Source organism: Rhizobacter terrae (genome assembly GCF_003852895.1).
GTDB classification, from domain to species: Bacteria; Pseudomonadota; Gammaproteobacteria; order Burkholderiales; family Burkholderiaceae_C; genus Albitalea; species Albitalea terrae.
Window position 1 is genome coordinate 64,828 of record NZ_QUSW01000009.1, and the last position, 19,622, is coordinate 84,449.

Below are 19,622 nucleotides of genomic sequence, written 5' to 3' on the forward strand. Positions count from 1 at the left end.
CTTTCGAACGTCTTGACCAACTGTTTGGAACGTTCCAATACTTACGCACCGTGAGCCAGGTCAGACGGGAAACCAAGGGCCTCATCATCAAAGAGGGCGTCATCTGCTCTTTGGTCGAACTCGGCCGCGCGGCAAAGAGACTGGAATCTTCAACAGGACAAGGAGACGGATATGAGCTTCAAGATTGCAGGCATTGCGATGGCAAGCCTGATGGCGTGTGGCGGTGCCATCGCGCAAAACCAATCGGTGGAAGTGGTGCACTGGTGGACGTCTGGCGGTGAGGCTGCTGCGTTGAATGTGCTCAAGCAGAACCTCGAGAAACAAGGCATCGCATGGAAAGACAGCCCCATTGCGGGCGGCGGCGGCGAGCAGGCGATGACCGCGGTCCGCGCGCGCGTCAGCGCCGGCATTCCGCCGACCGCCGTGCAGATGCTTGGCTACGACATCACCGACTGGGCCAAGCAGAACGTGCTGGCGGACCTGAACGCCGTGGCAGCACACGACAACTGGGACAAGGTGGTGCCGCTCGCATTGCAGAAGTTCTCCAAATACAACGGCAAGTGGGTGGCCGCGCCGGTCAACGTCCATTCGACCAACTGGGTATGGGCCAACAAGGACGTTCTCGCCAAGGCCGGCGTTACCAAGGAGCCGGCCAACTGGGATCAGTTCATCGACGATTTGGACAAGGTCCAGAAGGCAGGGTTCGTCGCGCTCGCTCACGGCGGCCAGCCTTGGCAGGAGGTGACGGTGTTCGATGGCGTGGCCCTGTCCACCGGTGGCGTGGATTTCTACCGCAAGGCCTTCATCGAGCTCGACCCCAAAGCGCTTGGTTCGCCCACGATGGAGAAGGTCTTCCAGCGCATGTCGCAACTGCGCAAGTTCGTTGACAAGGACTTCTCTGGCCGAGACTGGAATGTCGCCGCGGGCATGGTCATTTCGGGCAAGGCCGGCTACGAGATCATGGGGGACTGGGCCAAGGGTGAATTCCTCAATGCCAAGAAGGTGCCCGGCAAGGACTTCGTGTGTTTCCGTGTGCCAGGCAGCCAGGGTTCCGTGACCTTCAACTCCGACCAGTTCGCCATGTTCCAGGTGAAGGGCGACAAGATCGCGGCGCAGAACAAGCTTGCCGCAGCGATCATGGACAAGGGTTTCCAGTCCGCCTTCAACGTCGTGAAGGGATCGGTCCCCGCGCGTACGGATGTGCCTGACGCAGCTTTCGACGACTGCGGCAAGAAGGGCATGCGCGACCTTGCCGAAGCCAACAAGAACAACACCCTCGTCGGCTCGCTGGCTCATGGACACGCCGTGCCCGCGTCGATCAAGAATGCCTTCTATGACGTCATCACGCGGCACTTCAACGGGCAGCTGGACGACAAGAAGGCCGTGCAGGCCATGATGTCCGCGGCCAAGGGCTGACGCACCTGCATTTCCGGGATTCAGCACACCAAAGAATTGGAACGTTCCACCTGGCGCGCCTGGGTGGATGGCCTCTCTCACTCAAAAGAATGGACACCACGACAATGAGTCAATCGAGCTTCAACTTCCGCCTGGCCGCCGTCGCAGCCGCCTGCCTCGGGCTGTACTCCACCACCGCCTCGGCCGTGGACTGGGGCGGCTACTTCCGCACGGGCCCCGGCGCCACGAAGAAGGATGCCGCGCGCGCCTGCTACGGCCTGGGTGGCGCGGGCCTCAAGTACCGCCTGGGCAACGAGTGCGACTTCTATGGCGAGTTCCTGCTGAGCCAGGGATTCAAGGCCGATGGGGTCGAATACAAGGCCAACCTGATGACCAACCTGTACAGCCCGGGTACGGACACGGGCGCCGGCGCCACGCCGCTGGACAGCAGCAAGTTGGGCATCAACCAGATGTACGTGGAAGGCAAGGGCTACGACATCGCCCCCGAGGCCAGCTTCTGGATCGGCAAGCGCTTCTACGGCCGCGCCGACGTGCATATCGTGGACACCTTCTACGTGAACCTCTCGGGCGTGGGGGCAGGCGTGGACAACATCAGCGCCGGAGGCGCAAAGCTGAACTTCGCCTACTTCCGCACCGATGGCGGCGCCACCAACCCCGGCAGCCGCGTGAACCTGGACTTGCACGACCTGGAGACGAACCCTGGCGGCAAGCTGCGGGTGGTCGGCACCTTCACCAACGGCGACTTCAGCGGAGGCAAGAGCGGCTTCGGCTTGACCTTCCAGCACAACCAGGACAACGTGTTCGGCCTGGGCGGGGGCAACACGCTGTGGCTGCAGTTGGCACAGGGCTCTGCCGGGCTGGACGGCGGCTTCGGCAACCTGGCCGCAGACAGCGGCACCCGCGGCTTGCGCATCGTCGAAAGCCTCACATGGCAGATGGGGCCCCTGGGTGGCCAGGCGCAGGCCATGGTCCAGCAGGACAAGGATGGCGCGTCGGGTCTCAAGACCACCTCGTCGTCCATCGGTGCCCGTGCGTCGTATGCCGTCACCAGGAACCTGAAGGTTCTGGCGGAGGCCGGCTACTCGCAGAAGAAGCCGGACGGCGCCTCGACCCAGAAGCTGGCGAAGTTGACGGTCGGACCGGCCCTGTCGACGGGACCTGGGTTCTGGAACCGCCCGGAATTGCGCCTTTACGTGACGACGGCGAAGTGGAACGCCGCCGCCAACACGGCAGCGGGAGCCGCAGGCGTCACTGGCATCGGCGACGGCAAGACCACCGGCACCAGCTACGGCGCGCAGGTCGAGATCTGGTTCTGAGAACGCTTGGCTGGTGGCCTCTTGTGCCTGCGCGCACCCGAGGCCACCAGTTGCTGCGCCAGCTTTGCGGGCAGCGGTTTGTCAGAAAGTGGGGTGCGAAGTGAGCAAGAGGCTTCGTGAGGGGGGTAGAGGACAACCACAGCAGGGGCGGCCATCGGGCCTGCACCTGTCCGTGGTCCACAAGCTTGGGTTCGGGTTCGGGACGCTCATCGTGATGGCACTGGCGGCGGCCATCTATGGCGTCTTGCAGATGCGCGATCTCGAAGCGCAGATGCGCGACGTGCTGCTGGCCAACAATGGCCGCATCTCGCTGCTGAATGCGATGCGCGACGATGCCAACGTGCTCGCTGTAGGCGTTCGAAACGTCACCATCCTGACGGACAAGGCCACCATCGACCGTCAGGTCAAGGCGATGGAGTCAGCACAACGCGAATACGACAAAAGGCTCAGGGAGTTGATGCTGACCGCCCCTCGATGGGCGACTGAACAGGAGTTCAGGCAGCTCAGGCTGGTCGATGAACTCGGCAAGAAGACGATGGGCGACATCGCGCAGGCCGCCGTGAAGGGATCGGCCGGCGCCAATGAAGACGCGACTGTCATCCTCAACCTGAAGGTCGCGCCGAACGAGCGGCTGTGGCGCGACGCCTTGGCTGCACTGATTGCCTCCGCCCAGGACCAGAACACACACGCGGTGCAACGGGCCTCGGACCAGCTGACGTCGGCCATCTCGGCGATGGCAGCGATCTCGGCCGTGGCCGTGATCCTCGGCATGCTGGTGGGCCGCAGCATCATCAAGAGCGTGCGGCGGCCGATCGACATGGCCATTTCCGCTGCCGAACGGATTGCCTCGGGTGATCTGGCCCACGCCGTCGATGGCCATGTTCATGACGAGCTGGGGAGGCTCCTGCTGGCCATCCAGTCCATGCAATCCGGCCTGAGCGACATGGTCGGCCAGATCCGCCAGGCGTCGGATTCCATCCACGTCGCGTCCGACGAGGTGGCCGCGGGCAATCTCGATTTGTCGTCGCGGACCGAGGAGGCGGCCGGGCACCTCGAAGCCACGGCCTCCACGCTGAACGAATTCTCCGATGCACTGGCCACCAGTGCGCAGGCGGCGGAGCACGCCGTCAAGCTGGCGGAGTCGGCCTCCCTGCACGCCAACCGCGGTGGTGATCTCATGAGCGGCGTGGTTGAGACGATGGAAGTGGTGACCCAGCGCTCCACGCGCATCAGCGAGATCGTGTCGTTCATCGACGGGCTGTCCTACCAGACCAACCTGCTCGCGCTGAATGCCGCCGTGGAAGCGGCGCGTGCCGGCGACAAGGGACGCGGCTTCGGCGTCGTGGCGGGCGAGGTGCGCGCTCTGTCGACGCGGTCCGCGCAGGCCTCGAAGGAGATTGCCGGCTTGCTGCAGGACTGCCTGCAAGGCATCGGCGACGCCGGGACGCGTGTGGTGGAGGCCAGCCGCACCATGAACGACATCGTGGCCGCGGCGCAGGCAGTGACCGACACCATCGGCCAGCTCTCGGCCAGCGCATCGCGGCAATCGGTCGGGGTGACCCAGGTCAAGGAGACCATCAACCAGCTCAACGCCATGACGCAGCAGAACTCGTCGATGGTGGAGCAGTCGGCCGCCGCGGCGGAAAGCCTGAAGTCGCAGGCTGCACGGCTCAACGAGATGGTCAGCCGGTTCAAGGTGCTCGAGGTCGGGCAGGAGTCGTTGGTATGAAAAAGATTTCGTCACTCGTGGTGGGTGCGCTGTGCGGCGCGTGCGTGATGGCGGCGCAGGCTGCGTCCGAAGACATCGAAATCATGCACTGGTGGACCAGCGGCGGCGAGGCCAAGGCGCTGGATGAACTGAAGTCACGCCTGAAGGGCGCGGGCTACCGTTGGAAAGACATGGCTGTGGAAGGCGGTGGCGGGGACAAGGCGATGGAGACGCTGCAGGCACGCGTCTCGCGGGGGCAGCCACCGGAAGCCGCGCAGATGAACGGTGCATCCATCCAGAGCTGGGGCCGGCAGAAGGCGCTGGCCAACCTGGACGCGGTGGCGAAAGAACAGCAGTGGGAGAGCCAGATCCCGGCGGTGGTGACGCGCGGACTGAAGGTGGACGGGCATTTCGTGGCCGCGCCGTTCAACATCCATCGCGCCAACTGGCTGTGGATCAACCGCGATGCCTTCGTGAAGTACGCCGGGCGCACGCCAGAGACCTGGGACCAGTTCTTCGTCATGGCCGACCGGATGAAGACCGCAGGCATCCTGCCGATTGCCCATGGGTCCCAGCCCTGGCAGAACTTCGCGCTCTTCGAGACGGTGCTGCTTGGCGTGGGCGGCGTGGACACCTACCGGCGAGCGCTCATCGCGCTGGACAACGAGGCCATCCAGAGCCCCAAGGTGGAGGAGGCGCTCAAGGTCTTTCGCCGGCTGAAGTCCTACACCGATGGCGCGGCCGCCAATGACCGCAACTGGAATGCGGCCACGGCCATGGTCGTGAACAACAAGGCCGCCATGCAGTTCATGGGCGACTGGGCCAAGGGCGAATTCTTCGCAGCGGGCAAGGCCGCCGATCGGGATTTCCTGTGCATCGCACCACCTGGCACGCAGCGATCCTTCTTGTTCATCGTCGACAGCTTCGCGGTGTTCAAGAAGGGGGCTGACGAAGCCACCGCGGCCCAGAAGACCCTGGCCCGCTTGATCATGACCCCCAGCTTCCAGCAGGCATTCAACCTGGCGAAGGGGTCGGTTCCCCTGTCTGCCAACGTGGACATGGCCAAGTTCGATGTCTGCGGCCAGCAGTCGAGCGCCTACTTCGTGGCCACCTCCATGGTCGACACGCTCGTGCCCTCGGTGGCCTTCCACATGGCCCTTCCGGTGGAACAGGAGACGGCGCTGAAGAACCTCGTGTCGGAGTTCTGGAGCAACGACGCCATGCCGGTGGCCGAAGCGGTGAGGCGGATCCAGCGGATACGCGCCATCGGAACCAAGGACCAGCACTGAGAGAATGGGCGCGCATTCCGGCCGGCACGTCACGATGCATGACGTGGCTTCGAGCGCAGGCGTGTCGGTGTCGACGGTGTCCCTGGTCCTGCAGGACAGCCAGCTGATCAGCCTGGCCACGAAGACCAGGGTTCGACGAGCGGTGGAAGAACTCGGCTATGTCTACAACCGCTCCGCGGCACAGTTGCGCCGGCACGATTCCAATGCTGTCGGCGTCATCGTCAATGACCTGGCCAATCCATTCTTCGTCGAGGTGCTGGCGGGCATCGAAGGGCGGCTCATGCAGGATGGATTCGTGGTGCTTGTCGCCAACACCGACAACAGCTGCGAACGGCAAGACGCGGTCCTTCGGTCGATGCGCGAGCAAGGCGTCGCCGGCGTGATGCTCGCGCCCAGCCAGGGCACGCGGCGGCAGGCACTGAACGACCTGCGATCCTGGCGCACGCCGTTCGTGCTCATGGTGCGGTCACTGGGCATGGGCGGCTGCGACTTCGCTGGCTTCGAGAACGAGATGGGAAGCTACCTGGCCACGCAGCGGATGCTGCAGGCCGGCCACCGCAAGTTGGCGTACCTGGGCGGGTTGCCGAGCGAAGTCCGGAACCAGCGCTATCGGGGGTTTCTCAAGGCCTTGCGGCAGTACGAGGTATCGCGCGCGGACCACCTCGAGCATTGGGGCGCCGCGACACGCCAGTTCGGTTTCGACGGGTTGCATTGGCTGCTGCGCCGGCAGCCCGGGCTCGAGGGCGTGGTCTGCTACAACGACATCGTTGCATTCGGCGCCATTGCCGCGGCCTCGCGCCTCGGCCGACGCCCCGGTGTCGACATCGCAGTGGCTGGGTTCGACGATATCCGCGCGGCGCAGCATCTCAATCCGCCGCTCACCACCATCTCGATCGACCCGCATGGATTCGGTGCCGCGGCGGCGCAGCTGTGGTTGCAGCGGCGGGCCGCGCCCGAGCAGGCGCAGCGGGTGCACCTGTCTCTGCCGAAACTGGTGGTGCGCCGCACCGCATGACGACGGTGCACTACGCGGAGGTGCGAAGCTTCAAGGCTGGTTTCACCAGATGCCGGATCGGCTTGCCGGCCGGCTCCGACAGACGCTGCAACATCAGGGCGGCCGCTTGTTCGCCGAGCTGCCCCGGCTGCACGTCCATCGTGGTGAGGGGCGGGTTGGAGTGCTCGGTGTCGAGGATGCCGTCGAAGCCGACGATGGCGAAGTCCTTCCCAGCCTTCAGCCCCTGGCTGCCAAGGGTGGCCAGGGCGCCCAGTGCGGTGATGTCGTTGTAGCAGACGGCGGCCGTCGCTGGTCGCTTGCTCGCCAGCAGATCCAGCATCGCCGTGAACCCGCCTTCGCGTGTCGGCGGGGCGGGCTTCACCAGCGATTCGTCGAAGGGAAGCCCCACTTCCTCCAGCGCCTCCTGGTAGCCCTTGAGGCGGTCGCGGTACACCGGACCGGTCTGGCCGCCGATAAACCCGATGCGCTTGTGCCCCTGCTCGGCCAGGTAACGGGTGGAGGTCCGCATGCCCAGGACGTTGTCGGATCCGACGTAGTCGTGCACGGTGCGCCCCAGTGGCCGAACCATCAAGACGACGGGAATGCGCCACTCGCCCATCTGCTTGAGCAGGGAGCTCGGCGTGTCCAGGGCAGGGCACAGCATGATGCCCGCGGCGTTCTGCTCTCGCATCGAGGTGAGCAGCTTGCCTTGCAGCCCGACGTCTTCGCAGCTGTGCGCCATCAGCGTGATGAAACCTTCGCGCACGAGCTTGCGCTCGATGCCGACGAGCACTTCAGCGAAGAAGGGGTTCATCAAGTCGTTGATGACAACGCCAATGACGTTGCTCGTGTTCCCGCGCATCAATGCGGCGTGACGGTTGTACACGTAGCCGAGGTCCGCTGCGACGGCGCGTACGCGCTCGGCAGTTTCCGCCCGGATCAGGTCGCTGCCTTGCAGGACGAGAGAGACGGTGGATTTCGACACGCCTGCGGTCTTCGCAATGTCCAGGATGGTCACGTTGCGCGCGGCTGCCTGTGGCGTCTTGGGTTTCACTTCGGGTTTTCCCGTGGTTTGTTTTTGATTGACAATTTATTGGAACGTTCCAATAATCTATTTAACCGTTCCAATGAGTGTAGCTGCATGACATCGACGTCCAAGCCAGAGACCGGGTGGGGTTTCATCGGAGCCAGCACCATCGCCCGCGAGCACATGGTGCAGGCCATCAACGCCCAGCCGGGGCATCGTGTCGTCGCCGTGGCCAGCTCGAATGAGCAGCGAGCGCGTGATTTCGCCGCGCATGCAGGCATTGCGAATGCCTACGCCGACGTGGATCGCTTGCTCGCGGACCCTGCCGTGGATGTCGTGTACATCAGCACGACCAATGAGTTGCATGCGCCCCAGGCCATGGCTGCCGCAGCGGCCGGCAAGCATGTGTTGTGCGAGAAGCCGCTGGCGCTGAGCGTTGGCGACGCACTGGCGATGGTCTCGGCCTGCCAACGGGCCGGCGTGCTGCTGGCAACCAACCATCACCTACGCAACGCGGCCAGCCACCGCGCCATGCGCGACGCGGTTCGATCCGGCGCCATTGGCCAGGTGCAATTTGCCCGCGTGTTCCATGCGGTTCATTTGCCGGAGCATCTCCAGGCCTGGCGCATCAACAAGCCCGAGGCCGGCGGCGGGGTGGAGCTGGACATCACCGTCCACGACATCGACACGCTTCGCTTCATCCTCGCTGCGGAGCCGGTGGAAGCCATCGGCCTGGGCCGGCAAGGCGGCATGGCGCAGAAAGGACTGACCGATGGCGTCATGGCTGTCGTGCGGTTCGACAACGGCACGCTGGTGCAGCTCCACGACGCCTTCACGGTGAAGCACGCCGGCACCGGCCTGGAGCTTCACGGAGACGCGGGGTCGCTGATCGGACGCAATGTCATGACCCAGCAGCCTGTCGGCGACGTCACCCTCGTCGACGCCAACGGCAGCCGCACGCTGGACCTTCGTCACCAGGACCTCTACGTCACCGGCGTGCGCGCCTTCTGCAAGGCGCTGGCCGGCCAAGGCGAGCCGGCAGCCACCGGGCTGGACGGCGTCAAGTCACTGTCTGCAGCGCTGGCCGTGTCCCAAGCCTGCGCAACCGGCGCTGTCGTGCACATTCCCAACATCACGGGCGAAGGCCAATGAAGTCCAAAGTCGTCACCGCAGCCCAGGCTGCCGCTCTCATCCGCGACCACGACGTCGTCAGTGTCAGTTCGTCCAGCGGCCTTGGCTGCCCGGACAAGGTTCTGGAAGCCATGGGTGAGCGCTATCGCAACGAGCAGGCACCGAGGTCCCTGACCATGCTCCACCCCATCGCGGCCGGCGACATGTACGGCATCAAGGGCATCGACCACGTCGCGCAGAAAGGCCTGATCACCCGAGTGCTGGCAGGCTCCTACCCGAGCGGCCCGTCCTCGCATCCGATGCCGGCCATCTGGCGAATGATCCTTGATGACGAGGTCGCCGCCTACAACGTGCCGAGCGGCATCCTCTTCGACATGCACCGCGACGTCGCGGCCAAGCGCGCAGGCGTGTTCACCAAGGTGGGTGTCGGCACCTATGTGGACCCCGACCAGGACGGATGCGCGATGAATCCGTCCGCCCGCATGCAACCCATCGTGAGCAAGGTGAGCTTCGACAACAACACATGGCTGCACTTTCCCGGCATCGTGCCGAACGTGGCCATCATCCGCGCCACGACCGCGGACGAACGGGGCAACCTCACCTACGAACACGAAGGGGCCTTGCTCGGCGGGCTCGACCAGGCACTGGCCGCGCGCAACCATGGCGGCATCGTGATTGCACAGGTGAAGCGGCTGGCCAAGACCGGCTCCATGCGGCCGCACGATGTTCGCGTTCCTTCCAATCTGGTCGACTACATCGTCGTCGACCCCGACCAGCAGCAGACGACCCAGACGCCGTACGACCCGGCCATCAGCGGCGAGGTGATGCAGCCGTTGTCCGCATTCGAGCACCAGCCCTGGAGCGCGGAAAAGGTGATCGCGAGGCGGGCTGCGATGGAGCTGCACGCCAGCTCGACCGTCAACCTCGGATTCGGCATCTCTGCCAACGTGCCACGCATCCTGTTGGAAGAAGGCCTGCACGGCGACGTGACCTGGGTCATCGAACAAGGTGCGGTCGGTGGCATGCCGCTGCTGGGGTTCGCCTTCGGCTGTGCGTCCAACGCCGATGCGATCGTGGCCTCGCCCACGCAGTTCACCTACTTCCAGGGCGGCGGCTTCGACGCAACGATGCTGTCGTTCCTGCAGGTGGATCCGCAGGGCAGCGTCAATGTGTCGAAGCTGGCTGCGAAGCCTTATCTCACTGCCGGATGTGGTGGCTTCGTCGACATCACGGCCCATGCGCGCAACATCATCTTCTCCGGCTTCTTCACGGCGGGTGCAAAGCTGCAGGTGGGTGACGGCAAGCTCGCGGTGCTGGAGGAAGGGCGCTCCAGGAAGTTCGTCCGTGCCATCGAGCAGGTCACGTTCAGCGGCGTGGTCGGCCGGGAGCGGCAGCAGAACGCAACCTACATCACCGAGCGCTGCGTGCTGCGCATGACGGCCGATGGCCTGATGGTCACCGAGATTGCGCCGGGAATCGATCTGCAGCGGCACGTGCTTGACCAGTGCGAGTTTTCGCTCATCGTGTCGCCTGACCTGCGCCTGATGGATGAAGCACTGTTCCGCGATCAGCCCATGGGCATGTCCTTGAAGAGCGAGGTCCGCCGTGGACGCCAAGGCTGACGCGCGCGTGCGCCTGAGCTGTGTCGGCGCGGTGGCGACCGTCGTCATCGAGCGTGAGCGCAAGTTGAACACCCTGACGCCCGACATGCTGGAACAGCTGGAGGCCTGTGCCGATTCCATCGAGCGCAACCCGATGATTCGATCCGTCGTACTGACCGGCGATGGGCAACGTGCCTTCTGCGCCGGGGCAGACATCAACGAGTGGTCATCGCTGCCGCCCTTGGAGATGTGGCGCAGCTGGGTGCGCATCGGCCATCGCGTCTTCGACCGCTGGGCTCGCTTGCGCATGCCCGTGATCGCGGCGCTGAACGGGCATGCCTTGGGCGGTGGCCTGGAACTGGCCGTCACGGCGGACGTCCGCATCTGCTCCTCGCAGGCACTGCTGGGCTTGCCCGAGGCCAGCATCGCCACCTGTCCAGGGTGGTCCGGCACCCAGCGGCTGGTGCGCCTGGTGGGGCCGGCACACGCCAAATACATGGCATTGGCCGGTCAACGGATCGCCGCATCGGCCGCGCTGGGTTGGGGGCTGGTCGATGAAGTGGTCGAACCCGGCCAGGTCCAGGACCGTGCCCACGAACTGGCGCGGCAAATGGCCGCCAATGCGCCGGTGGCACTGCAGCTCACCAAGCAATTGATCAACGCCGCCTCACAGGAAGACGCCTCGGCCAGCATGGAGGCGATGGCCGGCGCCTTGGCCGCGACGACGCAGGACGCCGCCGAAGGCATGCGGGCCTTCCGCGAAAAGCGGCCGCCGAAGTACGAAGGCCATTGATTGGCAGAAAGAAGAAGACGCGATGACTCACGACATTCAAGCCGCCGCCCAGGCGATCTTCGACAAGCCTCTCCAGGGTCAGTTGCTCATTGAAGGACGCTGGGTGGACGCCCTCGACGGGCGCACGCTGGAGCGCCAGTCTCCGGCGCACGGAAAGACAGTGGCGACCTATGCGCAGGCCGGGGTGAAAGACGCCCAGGCCGCCATCGAGAGCGCGCGCCGCGCGTTCGACCTTGGCCCGTGGCCCAGGATGTCAGGCGCTGAGCGCGCCGCCGTGCTGCGTCGCGTGGGCGACGCCATCCTCGCCCAGAAGCGCGAGATCGCGCTGATGGAAACGCTGGAGAACGGCAAGCCGTTCGAGCAGGCCCTGGCTGAAATCGAAGGGGCGGCTGACCTGTGGCAATACGCCGCGACGCTGGCCAGAAACCTGCACGGCGACAGCTACAACACCCTGGGCGAACGCACGCTGGGGATTGTCTTGCGCGAGCCCATCGGCGTGGTGAGCGTGATCACGCCGTGGAATTTTCCTTTCCTCATCGTCAGCCAGAAGCTTCCCTTCGCGCTGGCAGCGGGCTGCACCGCGGTGGTCAAGCCGGCCGAGGTGACCTCCGCCACCACCGTCATGCTGGGGCGCATCCTGCTCGATGCCGGCTTGCCGGCTGGTGTTGCCAACATCGTCGTCGGGCCTGGCAGCGTGGTGGGCGATGTCCTTGTCACCCATCCAATGGTGGACATGCTGTCGTTCACGGGGTCCACTGCCATTGGCAAGCAGGCCGTGGCGAAGTCCGCCCAGACACTGAAAAAGGTCTCGATGGAGCTGGGCGGAAAGAACCCCCAGATCGTCTTTCCGGACTGCGACTGGGATGCAGCGGTGGACGCCGTCGTGCATGGCATCTACTTCAACGCCGGCCAGTGCTGCAACAGCGGAAGCCGGGTGCTGGTGCACCGCACGGTCCATGACCGGCTGGTCGAAGAGGTCACGGCACGTTCGCGCAACGTTCGCGTGGGCGACCCGCTGATGCCAGGCGTGCAGGTGGGCGCAATCACCACCGAGCGGCAGCTCGACACCATCCTCCAGTACATCCACCTGGCACGAGGCGACGGCGCCCAGGTGCGGCTGGGTGGATCGCGGATGGATCGCCCCGGGATGTACGTGGAGCCGACGGTGATCAGCGGCGTGTCGCCCGAGATGCCCATCGCCCGCGAGGAGGTGTTCGGCCCCGTCCTCGCCGTCGTTGCGTTCGACACCCTGGACGAGGCCGTGGCCATCGCCAACAGCACGCCGTATGGCTTGTCCGCCTCGGTCTGGAGCCGCGACTTCGATACCTGCGTGGCTGCCACGCGCCGCATCCGCGCAGGCACCGTGTGGGTCAATACGTTCCTGGAAGGGCATGCGGAGCTTCCGTTCGGAGGCTTCCATGAAAGCGGCATCGGCCGCGAGCTGGGTCGCCTGGCCACCGAGGACTACACCGAGACCAAGACGATGCACCTGCACATCGGTCCGCGTCAGTCAATGTGGTCGAGCAAGGCCTGAGGTCATCCCATGAAAGCCACGCCGCTTGCACGAGTGCTGCTCAGCCCGAGCGTCATCCTGATGGCCTGCTGTGTCTACGGGTACATCGCCTTCACCATCTATCTGTCCTTCACCGATTCGACGCTCATGCCCAGCTACGAATGGGCGGGCGCCAGGAGCTACAGCCGCCTGCTCGCGTCCGAGAACTGGTCGGTGTCGGTGGGCAACCTGGCCACCTTCGCGTCGCTGTACATCGGGATTGCGATGGCGCTGGGCCTGGGCCTTGCAATCATGATCGACCAGAAGATCCGGGCCGAGTCCGCCTTGCGGTCGATCTTCCTGTACCCGATGGCCTTGTCCTTCATCGTCACGGGGACAGCCTGGAAGTGGCTGCTGGACCCGGGCGTCGGGCTGGAACAGTCGCTGCAACGGCTGGGCTGGCAGCAGTTCCACTTCGGATGGATCAAGGACAGTGACATGGCCATCTACTGCGTGGTCATCGCGGCAGTGTGGCAGACCTGCGGTTTCGTCATGGCGATGTTCCTGGCTGGACTGCGCGGCGTGGACGGTGAGCAGATCAACGCCGCCCGGGTGGATGGCGCGCCGCCGTGGCAGATCTACCTGCGCATCGTCATTCCGCAGTTGCTGCCGGTGTTCGTGTCGTCCTTCGTGATCCTCGCGCACATGGCGATCAAGTCCTATGACCTGGTGATCGCGCTGACCAACGGCGGCCCCGGTCGTTCGACCTGGCTGCCCTCCGTCTTCATGTACCAGTACACCTTCACCCGCAATGAAATGGCGATCGGTGCCGCCAGCGCCGTGCTGATGCTGCTGGCCATCAGCGTGGTCGTCGTGCCCTACCTGTACAGCGAGATGAAGAAGGCCCAACATGCATAGCGCCACGGTGACATCGATGACGAGCCGCACCATGCGCACCGAATCCACCCGAACCAGAAAGCGCGGCGACTTGCCCCGACTGGTCCTCTACGTCCTGCTGGGTTTCCTGGCGCTCGTCTTTCTGACGCCTGTGTACGTCATGGTCGTCAACTCGCTGAAATCGCTGGACGAGATCCGCAGCGGCGACCTGATGAGCCTGCCCACCGCCTGGACGGTCGAGCCCTGGCTCACGGCCTGGAGCACGGCGCAGATCGGCGTCGAGGCCACCGGCCTGCGTCCATATTTCATCAACTCCTTCCTGATCGTGATCCCGAGCGTGGTGCTGTCGACCATGATCGGTGCGCTGAACGGCTACATCCTCACGCAGTTCAAGTTCCGGGGGGCGCAGCTCATCTTCGCGGGCATGCTGACCTCGGTCTTTATCCCGTTCCAGATCGTGCTGATCCCCATGGCCAAGACGCTGGGTGCGATCGGTCTGGCGGGCACGGTGTGGGGGCTGGTGTTCGTGAACACGGTGTACGGCATCGGCTTCACGACGCTCTTCTTCCGCAACTACTACGCTGCATTCCCTTCGGAGCTCGTGCGCTCGGCGCGCATGGACGGCGCCAGCTTCTTCGGTGTGCTGCTGCGCATCCTGCTGCCCAACAGCACACCGATCATCATCGTGACGGTCATCTGGCAGTTCACGAACATCTGGAACGAGTTCCTGTTCGGTGCGTCGTTCAGCAACTTCAACTCGTCGCCAATCACGGTGGCGCTCAACAACCTCGTCAGCAGCTCGACGGGGGTCAAGGAATACAACGTCCATTTCGCCGGCGCCTTCATCGCTGCGATGCCGACGTTGATCGTCTATCTCCTGTCAGGCAAGTACTTCGTCCGAGGTCTGATGGCAGGCTCAGTCAAGGGGTAAGGCATGACATCACTGGACCTCGTCAACGTCGAGAAGAGCTTCGGGCCGATCAAGATCCTGTCGGACATCTCCATCAGCCTGGAAAAGGGTGAGTTCCTCGTGCTGGTCGGCCCCTCGGGCTGCGGCAAGAGCACGCTCATGAACATCATCGCCGGCCTGGAGGAACCGACTGGCGGCAACCTGCGCATGAGCGGACGCGACATCACCCAGCTGTCGCCTGCGGACCGGAACATCTCGATGGTCTTCCAGTCGTATGCGCTGTATCCCAACATGACGGTGGAGCAGAACATCGAATTCCCACTTCGCATGCGCAAGGTCGGAAAGACCGAGCGGACGGAGCGCGTGAAGTCGGTGTCACGCCTGTTGCAGATCGAGCACCTGCTGTCGCGCAAGCCGCGGCAGCTCTCGGGCGGCCAGCGGCAGCGAGTGGCCATTGGCCGTGCGCTGGCGCGAGAGCCACAGCTCTATCTCTTCGACGAGCCCTTGTCCAACCTGGACGCGCAGTTGCGCGGCGACATGCGCACGGAGATCAAGAAGCTGCATCAACGCCTGGGGGCAACCATCGTCTACGTCACGCACGACCAGATCGAGGCGATGACGCTGGCCACGCGGATCGCCGTCATGAAGGGCGGTGTGCTCCAGCAGCTGGGCACACCCCACGAGATCTACAACCGGCCCGCCAACACCTTCGTCGCCGGCTTCATGGGATCGCCGCGCATGAACCTCGTCGAGGTGAGCGTCGTCGGCGAGCGCGGTCGCTTGGGCCTGGCCATTGCGCCAGGTGCGCAGGAGGAGGCCGTCATCGCGTTGCCCGAAGCACCATCGGCGCTCGACGACTACCTGGGCAAGTCGGTGATCATGGGCGTGCGACCGGAAGCGATCAACCTGGCTCACGATTCGATCCCGGTCGGCGACCACGCCCAGGTCCGAGCGAAGGTGGAAGTGATCGAGCCGACCGGAGCAGACACCTTGGCGTCGCTGTCCATCGGGCAGGCACAGCTCGTGGCCCGGCTGGAACCGGAAGCGCCGATCGAGGTCGGCCAACGCCATCGCTTCCTGGTCGACCGGTCGCGCCTGGTCTGCTTCGACACTGAAACGGAAGCCCTCATCCCGTGAGCAGTCCGCCGGTCCTCTACTACGACGTCGTGATCATCGGCTCCGGGGTCGGCGGAGGCTGCGTGGCGACTCAGCTCGCGGGGACGAACCTGCGCACCTGCATCCTCGAGCGCGGCTCGCGCCTGCCAAGGGAAATGGAGAACTGGGACGCCGAGGCCGTCTTCGTGGACCAGCGCTATCGCACCCACGAACACTGGGAGTTCGACAGCGGCAAATCCCGCCCCGGCCAGTACTACTACGTGGGCGGGTTGACCAAGTTCTTCGGCGCGGCGATGTTCCGCTTTCGCGTCGAGGACTTCGAGGAGGTGCAGCACGAGGATGGAGTCTCGCCGGCATGGCCGATCCGCTACAGCGACCTCGAACCTTGGTATGGCCAGGCCGAACGCCTCTTCGGCGTGCGCGGAGGGCAGGGCGCCGATCCGACGGAGCCGTGGCGAACCACGACCTATCCGTTTCCGCCGATTCCCCATGAGCCTGTGCTCGCGTCGATCGAGCAGCGATTGCGCCAGGCGTCGCTGCACCCGTCGCCGATGCCGGCCGCGGTCGACTACGGCAGCGGCGGCAAGTGCCAGCGCTGCGGCACCTGCGACGCGTTCCCATGTCGCATCGGTGCCAAGGGTGATGCAGAGGTCTGCCTGATCGACCCCGCGCTGCGCCAGCCCAACGTCAGCTTGCGCACCGGCGTGAAGGTGAACCGGCTGCTCACCGACTCCACCGGGCGAAGGATCGTGGCAGCGGAGGTCGAGGAGGGCGGCGAGGTGCGGGAGATCCACGCCGAGACCTTCATCCTGGCGGCCGGTGCCGTCAATTCCTCGGTCATCCTGCAGCGTTCCAGTTCGCCGTTGCATTCGAGCGGCCTGGCCAACAGCAGCGGCGTGGTAGGGCGGCATTTCATGAACCACAACTGCACCGGGTTGATGGCGCTGCACCCGCTGCGAAGCAACCACACCCGGTTCCCCAAGACCTTGTCGGTCAACGACTTCTACTTCGGTGACACGAGTGATCCGTCGTTCCCGTACCCCCTGGGCAATCTGCAGCTGCTGGGCAAGCTGTCCGAGCCGATGGTGAGAGCTGCGATGCCTTCGTGGATGCCCCGCCAGGTCGGCCGTTGGCTGACCGGCCACAGCGTGGACTGGTATGTGATGTCGGAAGACCTGCCGCATCCTGAGTCGACGGTGCGGCTGACCTCCAGTGGCCAGATCAAGGTGCACTGGGAGCGCACCAACCGGCAGGCACACCAGCGTTGGGTGAAGAAGGCAACGGCCATCTTGAAGAAGATCGGCTATCCGGTCGTTCTGGCACGACCCTTCACCGTCGAGACGCCCTCTCACCAGTGCGGCACTGTGCGCTTTGGAACCGACCCGGCCGCCTCTGCGCTGGACCCGATGTGCAAAGCATGGGACCACGACAACCTCTACGTGGTGGACGCCAGCTTCTTTCCGTCCTCGGCCGCCCTGAATCCCGCGTTGACGATCGCGGCGCAGGCCTTGCGTGTGGGGCATCACCTGCGGACCGAGGTGCTCAGATGACGCGGTCCACCAAAGGATTGGCGCTGGTCACGGGCGGTGCCCGGGGAATTGGCGCGGCCATCGCTTGCGAACTGGCGGGGGCTGGCTTTTCCGTGGGCATCCTGGACATCCTCCATCCCGAAGGCGAAGCACTGGCTGCGCAACTCTCGGCGGACGGCCACAGTGCCCGGTTCTTCCACGCGGACCTGGGGGCCATCGAACACCATGCGCAGGTTCTGGACGCGGCCGTCGCCTGGGGTGGACCGGTCGTCACGCTGGTGAACAACGCCGGCATTCCCGCATCCGCGCGAGGCGACATGCTGGCCGTGACACCCGAGGCGTTCGACCGGGTCATGGACATCAACCTGCGTGGCACCTTCTTCCTGTCGCAGGCCGTGGCCGCACGCATGGGCACCGATGCCAGCAAGGACGGTCCCCGCTCGATAGTCATCGTGTCATCGGTGAGCGCGGAGCTCGCGTCGCTCGAACGGGCCGAATACTGCATCTCCAAGTCGGCCCTGGCGATGATGGCCAAGCTGTTCGCCTTGCGCCTGGCGCCCCAGGGCATCGCGGTCTATGAACTGCGGCCCGGCATCATCCGCACGCCCATGACCGAAGGGGTGGCGCGCAAGTACGACGAGGCCATCGCCAACGGCCTGGTTCCCATGGCGCGCTGGGGAACACCGGCCGACGTGGCCCAGGCCGTCGGTGTGCTGGCCAGCGGCAGCATGTCTTTTGCCACTGGGTCCGTCATCCACATGGATGGCGGGCTGTCCATCGGAAAACTATGAGTCCAGCAGAGTACGACTATGTGATCGTCGGGGGCGGCTCGGCCGGCTGCGTGTTGGCCAACCGGCTCAGCGAAGACCCGCAGGCGACGGTGCTCCTGATCGAGGCCGGTGGCTCGGACCGTCACCCGTTCTTCCACATGCCGGCGGGTTTCGCGAAGATGACCCGCGGCATCGGCTCCTGGGGTTGGAGCACGGTGCCGCAACAGCATCTGGGCGGCCGCGTGATTCGCTTCACCCAGGCGAAGGTGATCGGCGGCGGGTCGTCGATCAACGCGCAGATCTACACCCGCGGCGTTGCGGCCGATTTCGACGAGTGGGCGCGGGAGGAGGGTGCCAGCGGCTGGTCGTTCGACGACGTGTTGCCGTACTTCAAGAAATCCGAAAACAACCAGCGATTCGCCAACGAATACCACAGCTATGGCGGACCGCTGGGCGTGTCCAACCCAATCAGCCCGCTGCCCATCTGCGAAGCGTTCTTCCAGGCGGGCCAGGAGCTGGGCATTCCCTTCAATGCAGACTTCAACGGCGCCAGCCAGGCCGGGCTGGGCTACTACCAGCTCACGCAGTTGAATGCGCGACGCTCGTCAGCAGCCACCGGCTTCCTGCGTCCCGCGATGTCGCGCAAGAACCTCACGGTGTTGATGGCCCGGCAGGTGCTTCGGATCAATCTCGAAGGCACACGGGCGACAGGCGTGACCGTTGCTGTCGGTCGCGACACCCGCGTCATCCGCGCGGCGCGCGAGGTGGTGGTGTCGTGCGGCGCCATCGGCTCGCCGAGGCTGCTGCTGCTGTCGGGCGTCGGGCCTGCGGATGAACTGGAGAAGCTGGGCATCTCCGTCGCGCACCATCTTCCGGGCGTGGGCAAGAACCTGCAGGATCACCTCGATCTCTTCACGATTGCCGAGTGCACCGGCGACCACACCTACGACAAGTTCAACAAACCGCACCATGCCGCTGTCGCCGGCTTGCAGTACCTGGTCCTCAAGAAAGGACCGGTGGCGTCGAGCCTGTTCGAGACCGGTGGCTTCTGGTATGCCGAAGGCTCGGGCTCTGACCGATCGCCCGACATCCAGTTCCACCTCGGCCTGGGCTCAGGCATCGAGGCCGGCATGGCCAAGCTGCGCAATGCCGGCGTGACCTTGAACAGCGCCCTCCTGCGGCCGCGTTCCCGCGGAACGGTGACGCTGGCGACGGGCGATCCGGCGGCGGCGCCGCTCATCGACCCGAACTACTGGTCGGAAGAGCACGACCGCCGCAAAGCCATCGCCGGATTGCAGCTCGCGCGAGACATCATGACCCAGCGTGCCCTGCGCCGGTTCGTCAAGTCCGAGGTGTTGCCTGGCCCCGAGGTGCGCGATGCCGATGCGCTCTACCGATATGCCTGTGCCAACGCGAAGACTGACCATCATCCCGTCGGCACATGCCGCATGGGGTCACCCGATCACACCCAGACCGTGGTCGACCCGCATCTGCGCGTCTTGGGGCTGAGCGGCCTTCGGGTCGTGGATGCATCCGTCATGCCGCGCGTTCCGTCGTGCAACACCAATGCGCCCACCATCATGGTGGCAGAGAAGGGCGCCGACCTGATCCGCGCCAGTGCCACCCACTGAGA

General features: G+C 65.0%; 16 protein-coding genes. 15 read left to right on the forward strand and 1 reads right to left on the reverse strand.

Annotated features, from left to right (window positions below; translation table 11 throughout):
- Positions 1-171 precede the first annotated feature (171 nt).
- The 5 genes from DZC73_RS25345 to DZC73_RS25365 all read left to right on the forward strand — a co-directional run bounded on the left by DZC73_RS25345 (position 172) and on the right by DZC73_RS25365 (position 6,744).
- Positions 172-1,416: an ABC transporter substrate-binding protein gene (locus DZC73_RS25345; protein ID WP_124543171.1), complete on the forward strand. Its 1,245-nt coding sequence runs from the start codon at positions 172-174 to the stop codon at positions 1,414-1,416.
- 104 nt (positions 1,417-1,520) lie between these two features.
- Entirely contained in the window at positions 1,521-2,732 is a 1,212-nt protein-coding gene (locus DZC73_RS25350; protein ID WP_161974740.1) for a maltoporin, read from the forward strand.
- Between the two features lie 172 nt (positions 2,733-2,904).
- The gene (locus DZC73_RS25355; protein WP_124543173.1) at positions 2,905-4,461 is read left to right on the forward strand and encodes a methyl-accepting chemotaxis protein; all 1,557 of its coding nucleotides are present in this window, start codon (positions 2,905-2,907) and stop codon (positions 4,459-4,461) included.
- Positions 4,458-5,729: an ABC transporter substrate-binding protein gene (locus DZC73_RS25360; protein WP_124543174.1), complete on the forward strand. Its 1,272-nt coding sequence runs from the start codon at positions 4,458-4,460 to the stop codon at positions 5,727-5,729. Before DZC73_RS25355 ends, DZC73_RS25360 begins: the two co-directional genes overlap by 4 nt.
- Positions 5,730-5,763: 34 nt before the next feature.
- Complete coding sequence (locus DZC73_RS25365; RefSeq protein WP_268879065.1) at positions 5,764-6,744, forward strand: LacI family DNA-binding transcriptional regulator; 981 nt, start codon at positions 5,764-5,766, stop codon at positions 6,742-6,744.
- Positions 6,745-6,754: 10 nt separating this feature from the next.
- Here the strand turns inward: DZC73_RS25365 and DZC73_RS25370 are convergent, their stop codons facing one another.
- Entirely contained in the window at positions 6,755-7,777 is a 1,023-nt protein-coding gene (locus DZC73_RS25370; protein ID WP_124543176.1) for a LacI family DNA-binding transcriptional regulator, read from the reverse strand.
- 87 nt (positions 7,778-7,864) lie between these two features.
- Between DZC73_RS25370 and DZC73_RS25375 the strand changes: the two genes are divergently transcribed.
- Genes DZC73_RS25375 through DZC73_RS25420 form a run of 10 tightly spaced genes read left to right on the forward strand, consistent with a single transcriptional unit; the run spans position 7,865 to position 19,620 of the window.
- Positions 7,865-8,902, forward strand: a complete 1,038-nt coding sequence (locus DZC73_RS25375; RefSeq protein WP_124543177.1) for a Gfo/Idh/MocA family protein — start codon at positions 7,865-7,867, stop codon at positions 8,900-8,902.
- Entirely contained in the window at positions 8,899-10,503 is a 1,605-nt protein-coding gene (locus DZC73_RS25380; protein ID WP_124543178.1) for an acyl CoA:acetate/3-ketoacid CoA transferase, read from the forward strand. The genes DZC73_RS25375 and DZC73_RS25380 overlap by 4 nt, the downstream gene beginning before the upstream one ends.
- A complete protein-coding gene (locus tag DZC73_RS25385; RefSeq protein ID WP_124543179.1) occupies positions 10,487-11,275 on the forward strand; it encodes an enoyl-CoA hydratase/isomerase family protein in 789 nt (262 codons plus the stop codon). The genes DZC73_RS25380 and DZC73_RS25385 overlap by 17 nt, the downstream gene beginning before the upstream one ends.
- Positions 11,276-11,297: 22 nt before the next feature.
- Positions 11,298-12,809, forward strand: a complete 1,512-nt coding sequence (locus tag DZC73_RS25390; RefSeq protein ID WP_124543180.1) for an aldehyde dehydrogenase family protein — start codon at positions 11,298-11,300, stop codon at positions 12,807-12,809.
- A gap of 9 nt (positions 12,810-12,818) precedes the next feature.
- Positions 12,819-13,685: a carbohydrate ABC transporter permease gene (locus DZC73_RS25395; protein WP_124543181.1), complete on the forward strand. Its 867-nt coding sequence runs from the start codon at positions 12,819-12,821 to the stop codon at positions 13,683-13,685.
- Between the two features lie 31 nt (positions 13,686-13,716).
- The gene (locus tag DZC73_RS25400; protein ID WP_407924128.1) at positions 13,717-14,595 is read left to right on the forward strand and encodes a carbohydrate ABC transporter permease; all 879 of its coding nucleotides are present in this window, start codon (positions 13,717-13,719) and stop codon (positions 14,593-14,595) included.
- A gap of 3 nt (positions 14,596-14,598) precedes the next feature.
- Positions 14,599-15,711 (forward strand): ABC transporter ATP-binding protein, encoded by a 1,113-nt coding sequence (locus tag DZC73_RS25405; RefSeq protein WP_124543183.1) that lies wholly within the window; start codon positions 14,599-14,601, stop codon positions 15,709-15,711.
- Positions 15,708-17,240 (forward strand): GMC oxidoreductase, encoded by a 1,533-nt coding sequence (locus DZC73_RS25410; RefSeq protein ID WP_124543184.1) that lies wholly within the window; start codon positions 15,708-15,710, stop codon positions 17,238-17,240. Before DZC73_RS25405 ends, DZC73_RS25410 begins: the two co-directional genes overlap by 4 nt.
- The gene (locus DZC73_RS25415) at positions 17,237-18,010 is read left to right on the forward strand and encodes a 3-ketoacyl-ACP reductase (RefSeq protein WP_124543185.1); all 774 of its coding nucleotides are present in this window, start codon (positions 17,237-17,239) and stop codon (positions 18,008-18,010) included. The genes DZC73_RS25410 and DZC73_RS25415 overlap by 4 nt, the downstream gene beginning before the upstream one ends.
- The gene (locus tag DZC73_RS25420) at positions 18,007-19,620 is read left to right on the forward strand and encodes a GMC family oxidoreductase (protein ID WP_124543186.1); all 1,614 of its coding nucleotides are present in this window, start codon (positions 18,007-18,009) and stop codon (positions 19,618-19,620) included. The genes DZC73_RS25415 and DZC73_RS25420 overlap by 4 nt, the downstream gene beginning before the upstream one ends.
- Positions 19,621-19,622 lie beyond the last annotated feature (2 nt).

Excerpts from the sequence above, each read along its gene's own strand:
- DZC73_RS25345 (WP_124543171.1), top strand. The coding sequence starts at position 172 with ATGAGCTTCAAGATTGCAGGCATTGCGATGGCAAGCCTGATGGCGTGT.
- DZC73_RS25350 (WP_161974740.1), top strand. The coding sequence starts at position 1,521 with ATGAGTCAATCGAGCTTCAACTTCCGCCTGGCCGCCGTCGCAGCCGCC.
- DZC73_RS25360 (WP_124543174.1), top strand. The coding sequence starts at position 4,458 with ATGAAAAAGATTTCGTCACTCGTGGTGGGTGCGCTGTGCGGCGCGTGC.
- DZC73_RS25365 (WP_268879065.1), top strand. The coding sequence starts at position 5,764 with ATGCATGACGTGGCTTCGAGCGCAGGCGTGTCGGTGTCGACGGTGTCC.
- DZC73_RS25375 (WP_124543177.1), top strand. The coding sequence starts at position 7,865 with ATGACATCGACGTCCAAGCCAGAGACCGGGTGGGGTTTCATCGGAGCC.
- DZC73_RS25380 (WP_124543178.1), top strand. The coding sequence starts at position 8,899 with ATGAAGTCCAAAGTCGTCACCGCAGCCCAGGCTGCCGCTCTCATCCGC.
- DZC73_RS25390 (WP_124543180.1), top strand. The coding sequence starts at position 11,298 with ATGACTCACGACATTCAAGCCGCCGCCCAGGCGATCTTCGACAAGCCT.
- DZC73_RS25395 (WP_124543181.1), top strand. The coding sequence starts at position 12,819 with ATGAAAGCCACGCCGCTTGCACGAGTGCTGCTCAGCCCGAGCGTCATC.
- DZC73_RS25400 (WP_407924128.1), top strand. The coding sequence starts at position 13,717 with ATGCGCACCGAATCCACCCGAACCAGAAAGCGCGGCGACTTGCCCCGA.
- DZC73_RS25405 (WP_124543183.1), top strand. The coding sequence starts at position 14,599 with ATGACATCACTGGACCTCGTCAACGTCGAGAAGAGCTTCGGGCCGATC.
- DZC73_RS25415 (WP_124543185.1), top strand. The coding sequence starts at position 17,237 with ATGACGCGGTCCACCAAAGGATTGGCGCTGGTCACGGGCGGTGCCCGG.
- DZC73_RS25420 (WP_124543186.1), top strand. The coding sequence starts at position 18,007 with ATGAGTCCAGCAGAGTACGACTATGTGATCGTCGGGGGCGGCTCGGCC.